This window comes from Streptomyces sp. NPDC056835 (assembly GCF_042789485.1).
Classification (GTDB): domain Bacteria; phylum Actinomycetota; class Actinomycetes; order Streptomycetales; family Streptomycetaceae; genus Streptomyces.
In genome coordinates this window covers 1-12,884 of the sequence record NZ_JBHUBB010000006.1, presented here as the reverse complement: position 1 = coordinate 12,884, position 12,884 = coordinate 1, and the positions used below count along the sequence as shown (strand labels likewise).

At 69.9% G+C, this 12,884-nt stretch carries 1 protein-coding gene; it reads right to left on the bottom strand.

Annotated features, from left to right (window positions below):
* Positions 1-131 precede the first annotated feature (131 nt).
* A partial coding sequence (locus tag ACFRMN_RS08560) for an SDR family NAD(P)-dependent oxidoreductase (protein ID WP_383015312.1) occupies positions 132-12,884 on the bottom strand: 12,753 nt, incomplete at its 5' end.

The window sequence follows — 12,884 nt, the reverse complement described above, 5'->3', positions numbered from 1 at the left end:
TTTTTAGTTTTTTTGTACATTTTTGGGGTACCCAACGGTTTTTTTTTGCACCCGCTTGCGCCGCTTGCCCCCCGCCGGGCGTCTGGGGGGGTTTGGGGTTCAATTGTTTCGTCGCCCGAAACCCCCGCGGTTCACGACAGACCGAGTTCGTCATCGAGGAGCGCGAACACATCGTCGTCCGACGCCGCCTCCAGGTTGAACTCGCCGGAGCCGTTCGCCGACTCCTGCCGCAGCGCGGCCCACTTGCTCCTGAGCACCTCGATGCGCCCGGCGACATGCTTGAACTCCTGCGCGTCGACGGTCATCTCCGTGATCGCCTTCTCCAACTGGTCGAGTACGGCGAGCACCGATCCGGCTCCGGTGACCTCCTCGGTCACCAGCTGGGAGTGGAGATGGTCCACGACCGCGGCCGGGGTGGGGTAGTCGAACAGCAGAGTGGCCGGCAGGCGCAGCCCCGTGGCCGCGTTCAGCCGGTTCCTGAAGTCCACCGCCGTCAGCGAGTCGAAGCCCAGCTCCTGGAACTGCCGCGAGGCGCCGACCGCCGTCCCGTCCGTGTGTCCGAGCACCACGGCCGCCTGATCGCGGACCAGCGTCAGAAGAACGTCACGGCGCTCCTCGTCGGTCAGTCCGGTCAGCCGTTGCCCGAGCGATTCGGCCGACCGCGGAGCGGCCGTCGCCGACCGCCGGGACGGTGTCCTGATCAGACCGCTGAGCAGCGGCGGGACTTCGCCCTGGGCGCGGAGGGCCGCCAGATCCAGCCGTACGGGCAGCATCAGCGCCCGCGAGCCGGTGGCCGCCGCGTCGAAGAGCGCGAGGCCCTGCTCGATGGAGAGCGGCGGCATCCCGGAGCGGGCCAGACGCCGCATGTCCGCCTCGCTCACCGTCCCCGTCATCCCGCCCGCCTGATCCCACGGACCCCACGCCAACGACACACCCGGCAGACCCTCAGCCCGCCTACGCGCCACCAAAGCATCCAGGAAGGTATTCGCGGCAGCGTAATTGCCCTGCCCAGCGCCCCCGAACAGACCCGCCACCGACGAGAACACCACGAACGCACCCAAACCGAGATCACGCGTCAGCTCATGCAAATGCCACGCCGCGTCCACCTTCGGCCGCAAAACCGTATCCAGCCGCTCCGGCGTCAGCGAACCGACCACACCATCGTCCAGCACACCGGCGGCGTGTACGACCGCCGAGACCGGATGTGCGGCGGGTACGGCGGCCAGCACCTCGGCCAGCGCTGCCCGGTCGGCGACATCACAGGCCGCGGCCGTGACCTCGGCGCCGAGCCGCTTCAGTTCCTCGACGAGCGCTTCCGCGCCCTCGGCACCGGGACCGCGGCGGCTGAGCAGCAGCAACCGGCGTACGCCGCGTTCCGCTACCAGGTGCCGGGCCAGGATCGCGCCCAGACCGCCGGTTCCGCCGGTGATCAGTACCGTGCCGCCCCGCTCCCAGCTCTTCCCGGCCCCATCTGTTGCCCCGTCTGTTGGCCCTTCTGTTGCCCCATCTGTTGCCCCATCTGTCTCCCCGTTGGTGGGAATGACCTGCTCCGGGAGGGTTACGCGATCCAGCCTGGCGGCCCTGACCTCGCCCCCTCGGAGCACCAACTGCGGCTCGTCGGAACCGAGAGCCCGGGTCAGCGGAGCCGGCGCCGCGGCGTCGTCCGCCGGGTCGAGATCCAGCAGCCCGAAGCAGCCGGGATTCTCCGACTGCGCCGACCGCACCAGACCCCATACGGAGGCCGCCGCCAGGTCGGCGAGTGCGCCGCCGTCGACGGTGTTGTCGTCCACGGCGTGGTCTTCCACGGCCACCGCTCCCCGGGTGACGAACACCAGCCGCGACCCGGCGAACCGGTCATCGGCCAGCCACTGCTGGAGCTGCCCCAGCACCCGGGAGACGACCTCGCGCACCGATCCGGGCACGGTCTCTGCCCCGGCACCGTCCCGTTCGCCCAGGACGGGCACCAGTACGACGGGCGGCACCGGGGAATCCCCGGCCGCCAACGACGCCAGGTCGGCGTGCGCCTCGACGCCCGTACCGTCCGTACCGCCCGTACCGCCCGTACTGGACCTACTGTCCGCACCGGACGTACTGGATGTACCGAATGTGCCGGACTTTGCCAGGACGTCGGCGAGCCCGAAAGCGTCCGGTCCGAGGACGACGACCGACCCGGGAATGTCCGACTCGACCACGGCCGTCACCGGCGTCCACTCCAGGCCGAACAGGGAGTCCCTGCCGGCGCCTGTGGGACCGTTCAGTTGCTCGCTCGACACGGTCCGTACGAGCAGCGAGTCGACGGAAGCGACCGGCTGACCCGAAGTGTCGGCGGCAGCCACAGAAATCGCGTCCTTGCCCACGGGAGCCAGCCGCACCCGCAATGCGGAAGCACCCGTCGCACGCAACGACACGCCCTCCCACGAGAACGGCAGACCACCACCGCCCCCTTCACCATCACCGTCGCCCGCCAGAAGCGAGGCATGCAAAGACGCGTCAAGCAGTGCGGGGTGAAGACCGAACCCGGCAGCGTCACCTTCGACGCTCTCCGGAAGAGTCACCTCCGCGAAGATCTCACCGTCGCGCCGCCAAGCCGCCCGCAACCCCTGGAACACCGGACCGTACGCGAACCCGATCTCCTCGAACCGCTCATAGCAACCCTCGACATCCAGAACCTCGGCACCGGCCGGCGGCCACACCCTCGCGTCGAACCCGAAGCCCATCGCACTGGTGTCGCCGGAGATCACCAGCGAACCAGTGGCGTGCTGGACCCAGGACGCATCCGCCACGTCCTCCGGGCGGGAGTAAATCCCCACCGAACGCCGACCCGACTCATCAGGAACACCGACCGCCACCTGCACCTGAACCGCACCACGCTCCGGAAGAACGAGAGGCGCGGCAAGCGTCAACTCCTCCACCCGATCGCAACCGACCTCGTCACCCGCCCGAATCGCCAGCTCAAGCAGCGCGGTGCCGGGGAGAAGAGCGCGTCCCATCACCACGTGGTCAGCCAGCCACGGATGCGACCGCACCGACAACCGACCGGTGAACAACACGCCCTGACCCGCAGCCAGTTCGACGGCCGCGCCCAGCAGCGGATGCTCGGCCGAACCGAGACCCGCCGCGCGCACATCACCGGCGCCACCGGACTGCGAACCCGCCGGCCAGAACCACTGGTGCTGGAAGGCGTACGTGGGCAACTCGACCCGCCGCGCCCCTGTCCCCGCGAAGAACCCGGTCCAGTCGGCCTTCGTACCGCGCGCGTGCAGGCGAGCGAGCGCGGTGAGGGCTGTCCGTTCCTCGTCCCGGTCCTTACGGAGGATCGGGACGATCAGCGCTTCTTCCGGCGCGGTCTCCTGGGCCATGGCCGACAGCACACCGTCCGGCCCCAGCTCCAGGAACGTACTCACACCCTGCTCGGCCAGCGTCCGCACACCATCCGCGAACCGGACCGCCTCCCGGACATGCCGCACCCAGTACCCGGCCGACGACAACTCCTCGGCCGACGCCAGACCACCCGTCAGATTCGATACGACCGGAATACGCGGCGCCGCGAACGACAACCCCTCCGCAACCAATCGGAACTCATCCAGCATCGGCCGCATAAGAGGCGAATGGAACGCGTGCGACACCCGCAGACGCGTCGTCTGACGACCCTGCTCCTCCAACTGCGCCGCCACCGCCAGGACGGCGTCCTCATCACCCGAGACAACAACCGACGCGGGACCGTTGATCGCCGCGATCGACACGTCGCCGGAGAGCAGCGGGGTGACTTCCTCCTCCGTCGCCCGTACCGCGACCATCGCGCCACCGGCCGGCAGCGCCCGCATCAGCTTCGCCCGCGCCACGACCAGTGCGCAGGCGTCCTTCAGTGAGAACACCCCCGCCACATGAGCCGCCGCGATCTCACCGATCGAATGACCCGCCACGAAGTCCGGGACCACACCCCACGACTCCACCAGCCGGAACAGCGCCACCTCCACCGCGAACAACGCCGGCTGAGTAAACCCCGTGTCATTCAGCAGTTCTGCGTCACCGCCCCACATCACCTCGCGCAGTGGCCGCTCCAACTCACCGTCCAGCGTGGCGAGTACGGAGTCCAGTGCCTCGGCGAACGCCGGGAACCGCTCGTACAACTCACGGCCCATCCCGAGCCGCTGACTGCCCTGCCCCGAGAACAGCACCGCTGTCCTGCCGTCGAGCACCGGACCCGAACTCGATACGGGCACCGACACCGCCGACGGATCCGCGTCACCGGACGCCAGGGCGCTCAGCGCACGAAGCGCGTCACCAGGGCCACCAGGGCCACCAGGGCCACCGGAGCCGTCGGAGCCGTCGGATTCACTCGCCAGCACCACCGCGCGGTGCTCGAACACCGAGCGGCCCGTCGCCAGCGAGAACCCGACATCCACCGGCCGCAGCTCCGGCCGTGCCTCGATGTAGGAGAGCAGCCTGGCCGCCTGAGCCGCCAGCGCCTCCGGGGTCTTGCCCGAGAGGACCCACGGCACCACGGCGCGCGACGCGGACTCCGCCACGGGCGGCTCGGCCGCGAACTCGGCCACCGGCTCGGGCTCGGGCTCCGGCTGTTCGAGGATGACGTGCGCGTTGGTTCCACTGATCCCGAAGGACGAGACACCCGCCCGACGCGCGCGACCGACCTCCGGCCACTCGACCGGCTCCGTCAGCAGCTCCACCGCGCCCGCCGACCAGTCGACGTGCGACGACGGCTCGGTCACATGCAGCGTGCGCGGCAGCACGCCGTGCCGCATCGCCAGCACCATCTTGATGACACCCGCCACACCGGCGGCGGCCTGCGTGTGACCGATGTTGGACTTCACCGATCCGAGGAGCAGCGGACGCTCCGGATCGCGGTCACGCCCGTACGTCGCCAGCAGCGCCTGCGCCTCGATCGGGTCACCCAGCGTCGTACCCGTACCATGCGCCTCCACCGCGTCCACATCGTCCAGCGACAGCCCGCCGCTGGCCAGCGCCTGACGGATCACCCGCTGCTGCGAAGGACCGTTCGGGGCGGTCAGACCATTCGACGCGCCGTCCTGGTTGATCGCGCTGCCGCGCAGCACCGCCAGCACCTGATGGCCATTGCGCCGCGCGTCCGACAGCCGCTCAAGCACCAGCATGCCGACACCCTCAGACCAGCCCACACCATCGGCCGACTCCGAGAACGCCTTGCAGCGGCCGTCGGGCGACAGACCCCGCTGCCGGGAGAACTCCACGAAGGTGCCCGGGGTCGACATCACCGTCACACCGCCCGCGAGTGCCAGCGAGCATTCACCGCCGCGCAGCGCCTGGGCCGCCAGATGCATCGCGACCAGCGACGACGAGCACGCCGTGTCCACCGTCACCGCCGGACCCTCGAACCCGAAGGTGTACGAGACCCGGCCCGAGGCCACGCTTCCCGCGCTGCCCTGGCCCTGATGTCCTTCGAACTGCTTGCCGTTCAGTGTGGTGCCGTAGTCGTTGTACATCACACCGGCGAACACTCCGGTCGCACTGCCCATCAGGGAGACGGGGTCGATGCCGGCCCGCTCGATCGCCTCCCACGAGGCTTCGAGCAACAGCCGCTGCTGCGAGTCCGTCGCCAGCGCCTCACGCGGCGACATACCGAAGAAGGCGGGATCGAACTCGCCCGCGTTCTCCAGGAATCCGCCCGAGCGGGTGTACGACGTGCCCGCATGGTCCGGATCCGGGTTGAACAGCCCGTCCACGTCCCAGCCACGGTTGGCCGGGAAGCCGGAGACCGCGTCGGTGCCCTCGGTGACCAGCCGCCACAGGTCCTCGGGCGAGGCCACCCCGCCCGGGTAGCGGCAGCTCATCCCGACGACCACGATCGGATCGTCGGCCACGGGCGGCAGCATCCGGACCGGGATCGTGGTCTCCGCCTCAGTGCCGAACAGTTCGTCGCCGAGATGGTCCGCGAGCGCGGTCGCGGTCGGGTAGTCGAAGATCAGCGTGGCTGTCAGCCGCAGATCTGTCACCGTACTCAGCCGGTTCCGCAGCTCCACCGCTGTCAGCGAGTCGAAGCCCAACTCCCGGAACTGGGAAGTGGCGTTGACGGCTGCCGCGTCGGCGTGGCCGAGTACGAGGGCGACCTGACTCCGTACGAGGTCCAGAAGTGCTTCGTGCCGGGCGGACGAGGTCAGTCCGGCCAGTCGGCCGAGAAGCCCGGTAGCGGCGGCGGTGGCCGATCCGGCGACCGCGCTCCGACGGGCGCGGGTACGGATCAACGAGCTGAGCAGCGGCGGTACTTCACTCTGGGCGCGGAGGGCCGCCAGATCCAGCCGCACCGGCGCCACCACGGTCCGACCGGAGGCGAGCGCCGCGTCGAAGAGCGCGAGGCCCTGCTCGATGGAGAGCGGCGGCATCCCGGAGCGGGCCAGACGCCGCATGTCCGCCTCGCTCACCGTCCCCGTCATCCCGCCCGCCTGATCCCACGGACCCCACGCCAACGACACACCCGGCAGACCCTCAGCCCGCCTACGCGCCACCAAAGCATCCAGGAAGGTATTCGCGGCAGCGTAATTGCCCTGCCCAGCGCCCCCGAACAGACCCGCCACCGACGAGAACACCACAAACGCACCCAAACCGAGATCACGCGTCAGCTCATGCAAATGCCACGCCGCGTCCACCTTCGGCCGCAAAACCGTATCCAGCCGCTCCGGCGTCAGCGAACCGACCACACCATCGTCCAGCACACCGGCCGTGTGCACCACGGCGGTCAACGGGTGTTCGGACGGTACGTCGGCCAGCAGCCCGGACACGGCGGGCCGGTCGGCGAGGTCGCACGCGGCGACCGTGGCCCGCGCACCGTGCGCGGTCAGTTCGGCGACCAGTTCGGCGGCGCCGGGTGCGTCCGTACCCCGCCTGCTGACCAGCAGCAGATGGCGCACACCGCGCTCGGTCACGAGATGCCGGGCCAGGATCGCGCCCAGACCGCCCGTACCGCCGGTGATCAGGACCGTACCCTCACCGTCCCAGGCCGGGCCGGCCTGGTCACCGTTCCCGCCGACGGTCAGGGGGACACGGGTCAGTCGTCCCGCGCGGATCGCGCCGTCGCGGACGATCAGCTGTGGTTCATCGGAACCGAGAGCCTTTCGCGCTTCGGACAGGGACGACAGGCCGGTGGGGAGATCCAGCAGCCCGAAGCGGCCCGGGTTCTCCGACCGCGCGGACCGCACCAGACCCCATACGGAGGCAGCCGCCAGGTCGGCGACAGCGCCGCCGTCCACGGACACGGCTCCCCGGGTGACGAACACCAGCCGCGAGCCGGCGAACCGCTCCTCGGCCAGCCAGCCCTGGATCAGGGCCAGGGCCTCGGCGGTCAGCGCGTGGGCCGACTCCGCTACCCCGTCCTCGTACGACGTACCGTCGATGCCCACCAGTACGGTGCCCGGCACCGGGGACTCCCCCGCCGCCGACGACACCAGATCGGCGAATGTCCCGACCGTCTCGACCTCCGCGCCGGACTCGGCCATTCCGTCGGCGAGTCCCAGTGTGTCCGGTCCGAGGACGACGACCGACCCCGGAATGTCCGACTCGGCCACCGCCGTCACCGGCGTCCACCCCAGGCCGAACAGCGCGTCACGGACGAGGTCCGCGGAAGCGGAGCCGGTCAACTGATCGCGCGACACGGCCCGTACGAGCAGCGAGTCGACGGAGGCGACCGGCTGACCGGACGTGTCGGCGACGGCCACGGACATCGCGTCCTTACCGACCGGAGCCAACCGCACCCGTAGCGCCGAAGCACCCGTCGCGTGCAGCGAGACACCCATCCACGAGAACGGCAGAGCACCACCGGCCTCTTCGCCGTCGCCCGCCAGGAGCGAGGCATGCAGGGACGCGTCGAGCAGCGCGGGATGCAGACCGAACCTGGCCGCGTCACTCTCCGCGCTCTCCGGCAGGCTCACCTCGGCGAAGATCTCGCCGTCGCGCTGCCAGGCCGCCTTCAGCCCCTGGAACACCGGGCCGTACGCGAAGCCCAGCTCGTCGAACCGCTCGTAGCAACCCTCGACCTCCAGAGCCCGGGCGCCGGTCGGCGGCCACACTGTTGCGTCGAAGCCGGAGTCGGCGGCAGTGGTGTCGGCGGTCGTCAGCGCGCCGGTGGCGTGCTGCGTCCATGATCCGTCCGCCCCGTCCTCGGGGCGGGAGTAGATCCCCACCGACCGCCGACCCGACTCATCAGGGGTACCGACCGCGACCTGCACCTGAACCGCACCACGCTCCGGCAGAGTCAGCGGCGCGGCGAGCGTCAGCTCCTCCACACGGTCACAGCCGACCTCGTCACCGGCCCGGATCGCCAGCTCAAGCAGCGCGGTACCGGGAAGAAGAACCCGGCCCATCACCGCGTGATCAGCCAGCCACGGATGCGACTGGACCGACAACCGACCCGTCACCAACGCGCCCTCGACCTCGGCGAGTTCGACGGCCGCACCGAGCAGCGGATGCTCGGCTGAACCGAGCCCAGCGGCCCGTACGTCGCCGGTACCACCCAGGGGGCCCGCCGGCCAGAACCACGTGCGCTGGAAGGCGTACGTGGGCAACTCGACCCGCCGCGCGCCGGCCCTCGCGAACAACGCCGGCCAGTCCGCCGGAACTCCCCGCACATACAGCTGGGCCAGCGCGGCGAGCGCCGTCGACTCCTCGGGCCGGTCCTTGCGGAGGATCGGGACGATCGCCGCTCCGTCCGGCGCGGTCTCCTGGGCCATGGCCGACAGCACACCGTCCGGACCCAGCTCCAGGAAGGTGGTCACGCCCTGCTCGCCGAGCGTCCGCACGCCATCGGCGAACCGGACCGCCTCCCGGACATGCCGTACCCAGTACTCGGCCGAGCACAGCTCCTCCGCCGACGCCAGACCACCGGTCAGATTCGACACGACCGGGATCCGGGGAGCCGCGAACGACAACCCCTCCGCGACGGTGCGGAAGTCATCCAGCATCGGCCGCATCAAAGGCGAGTGGAAGGCGTGCGAGACACGCAGACGCGTGGTCTTACGACCCTGCTCCGACAACCGCGCCGCCACCGCCAGGACAGCATCCTCGTCACCCGAAACGACAACCGACGCAGGGCCGTTGATCGCCGCGATCGACACCTCACCCGCCAGCAACGGAGCGACTTCGTCCTCCGTCGCCTGCACCGCCATCATCGAACCACCCACCGGCAACCCCTGCATCAACGACGCACGCGCCACCACCAGACGACAGGCGTCCTCCAGCGAGAAGACCCCCGCCACATGCGCCGCAGCGATCTCACCGATCGAGTGGCCCGCCACGAACTCGGGCCGCACACCCCACGACTCCACCAGCCGGAACAGCGCCACCTCCACCGCGAACAACGCCGGCTGAGTAAACCCCGTGTCATTCAGCAGCTCGGCGTCCTCACCCCACATCACCTCACGCAGCGAACACCCCAACTCGCCTTCCAGCAAGGCGAGTACGGAATCCAGCGCCTCCGCGAACACCGGGAACCGGCCGTACAACTCACGGCCCATCCCCAACCGCTGACTGCCCTGCCCCGAGAACAGCACCGCCGTCTTCCCACCGACGACCGCACCCGACACCACCGACGAATCCACGTCACCGGACGCCAGAGCCGCAAGGGCTCGCACCGCATCAGCGGAAGCGCCCGCCAACACCACCGCCCGGTGATCGAACACCGACCGGCCCGTCGCCAGCGAGAACCCGACATCCACCGGCCGCAGCTCCGGCCGCGCCTCGATCGACGACAGCAGCTTGGCCGCCTGGCCGCGCAGCGCCTCGGCCGTCTTGCCCGAGAGCGCCCACGGAACCACACCCGACTCGGTCTCCGGGGCTTCCGTACTGCCGAGGACTGTTCCCTCGATGACGGTGGTCGGCTGTTCAAGGATGACGTGAGCGTTCGTCCCACTGATCCCGAACGACGAGACGGCCGCGCGCCGCGCGCGACCGACCTCCGGCCACCGCGTCTGCTCGGTCAGCAGCTCCACCGCGCCTTCTGACCAGTCCACATGTGACGACGGGGCGTCGACGTGCAGCGTCTGCGGCAGCACCCCATGACGCATCGCCGTGATCATCTTGATCACGCCTGCCACACCCGCAGCCGCCTGCGTATGACCGATGTTCGACTTCACCGAGCCCAGCAGCAGCGGACGCTCCGGGTCACGATCACGGCCGTATTCGGCGAGGAGTGCCTGCGCCTCGATCGGGTCGCCCAGCGTCGTACCCGTACCGTGCGCCTCCACCACATCGACATCGTCGGCCGCGAGTCCGCCGCTGGCGAGCGCCTGACGGATCACGCGCTGCTGCGACGGGCCGTTGGGGGCGGTGAGCCCGTTCGACGCGCCGTCCTGGTTGACGGCCGAGCCACGGACCACCGCCAGGATCTCGTGGCCATTGCGCCGCGCGTCGGACAGCCGCTCAAGCACCAGCATGCCGACACCCTCCGACCAGCCGACGCCGTCGGCCGCGTCCGAGAACGCCTTGCAGCGGCCGTCGGGAGAGAGTCCGCGCTGCCGGGAGAAGTCGACGAACACCGACGGGGTCGACATCACGGTCACGCCACCGGCGAGTGCGAGGGAGCATTCGCCGCTGCGCAGCGCCTGCATCGCCCAGTGCATCGCGACCAGCGACGACGAGCACGCCGTGTCCACCGTCACCGCCGGACCCTCCAGGCCCAGCGTGTACGAGACCCGGCCCGACGCGAGGCTCGGCGAACTGCCGCTCCCCTGGAAGCCCTCGAACTCCGGGCCCCCCAGGACGGTGCTGTAGTCGTTGTACATCACGCCAGCGAATACGCCGGTCGCGCTTCCCTTCAGCGACACCGGGTCGATACCGGCCCGCTCGATCGCCTCCCACGAGGTCTCCAGCAGCAGCCGCTGCTGGGAGTCCGTCGCCAGCGCCTCACGCGGCGACATACCGAAGAAGGCCGGGTCGAACTCACCCGCCTCGTGCAGGAATCCGCCCGAGCGGGTGTACGACGTGCCCTTGTGGTCGGGGTCCGGGTTGAACAGCCCGTCCACGTCCCAGCCACGGTTGGTCGGGAAGGCGGAGATCACATCGCTGCCCTCGGTGACCAGCCGCCACAGATCCTCCGGCGAGGCCACCCCGCCCGGATACCGGCAGCTCATCCCCACGACCACGATCGGATCGTCGGCCACCGCGGCGGCACGCCTGGCCACAGGCAGGGCCACGTCCGCATCGGCACCGAGCAAATTATCGAGCAGATGATCGACCAGCGTCTCGACGGTCGGATAGTCGAAGACCATCGTGGCCGGCAGTCGCAGCCCGGTCACGGTGTTGAGCCGGTTGCGGAGTTCGACAGAGGTCAGCGAGTCGAAGCCCAGGTCGCGGAAGGCCCGGCCCGGGTTGACCGCATTGCCGTCGGCGTGCCCCAGAACGAGAGCGACCTGCCCGCGTACGAGGTCCAGCAGCACTTCCTGACGCTCAACCACCGTCAGCCCGGCCAGCCGCTCCACCAGACCGGCCGCGGCAGCCGACCCGGCCACCGCGGCAGCCCGACGCGACCGCGAACGAATCAACGACCGCAACAGCGGCGGAACCTCACCCCGCCCACGCAACACCGCCAGATCCAGCCGCACCGGCGCCACCACAGCATCACCAGAAGTCAGAGCCGCGTCGAACAACGCCACACCCAGCTCCACCGACAACGCCGGCACACCCGCACGAGCCATCCGCTCCGCGTCCGCCTCCGACAGCGTGCCCGTCATCCCACCCGACTGATCCCACGGGCCCCAGGCCAACGACACACCCGGCAGACCCTCAGCCCGCCTACGCTCCATCAACGCGTCCAGAAACGCGTTACCCGCCGCGTAATTACCCTGACCCGCACTACCGAACAGAGCAGCGATGGAAGAGAACACGATGAAGGCAGAGAGGTCGTGGCCGCGCGTCAGTTCATGCAGGTTCCAGGCCGCGTCGACCTTCGGACGCAGGACCTTGTCCAGCCGCTCCGGCGTCAGCGAACCCACCACACCGTCGTCCAGCACACCCGCCACATGCACCACAGCCGACACGGTGTGTCGAGCCAGCAGATCGGCGAGCGCGCCACGGTCCGCGACATCGCAGGCCTCGATCGACACCTCGGCGCCGTGCTCCGTCAGTTCATCGCTCAGTGCTTCGGCTCCGTCGGCGGCCAGGCCCCGGCGGCTCACCAGCAACAGCCGACGCACCCCGTGCTCCGCCGCCAAATGCCGTGCCACCACCGCGCCCAGACCACCCGTACCACCAGTGATCAGCACACAGCCATCACCACCCCAGACCGGACCCACCGCAAGCTCACCAACCGACCCACGCACCAACCGCCCGGCCAGCACCTCACCACCACGAACGATCACCTGCGGCTCGTCCCCACCCAACACCGACAACGGCAACACAACCGGCCCGACCGGATCCAGATCGACCAGACCGAAACAACCCGGATTCTCCGACTGCGCCGACCGCACAAGCCCCCGCACCGCAGCCGCCGCCACATCAACACCACCCACAGCACCCCGCGTCACAAAAACAAACCGCGACCCCCCGAACCGCTCATCCGCCAACCGCTCCTGAACCTGCCCGAGCACCCGCCGCGTCAACACACGTGCCACATCCGCCACATCGGCACCAGACTCCCCAACCACCGGAATCAACACCACACCCGGCACCACCGCCCCCCCAGCGCCCAACGCCTCCAGATCGGCGACGAGTTCGGGCACGGCACCCGCAGCACTCAGGACCTCGACGAGGCCCAGGGTGTCCTGGCCCGCCACGGCGATCGTCTGCGAAGTGCCGACAGCCGGAGCGGCTACCGGTGTCCAGTCCAGCCTGAACAGCGCCTCCCTCGCCGGCGCACCCACCTCACTCAAAGCCTCCGCCGACAACGCCCGCATCGCCAACGA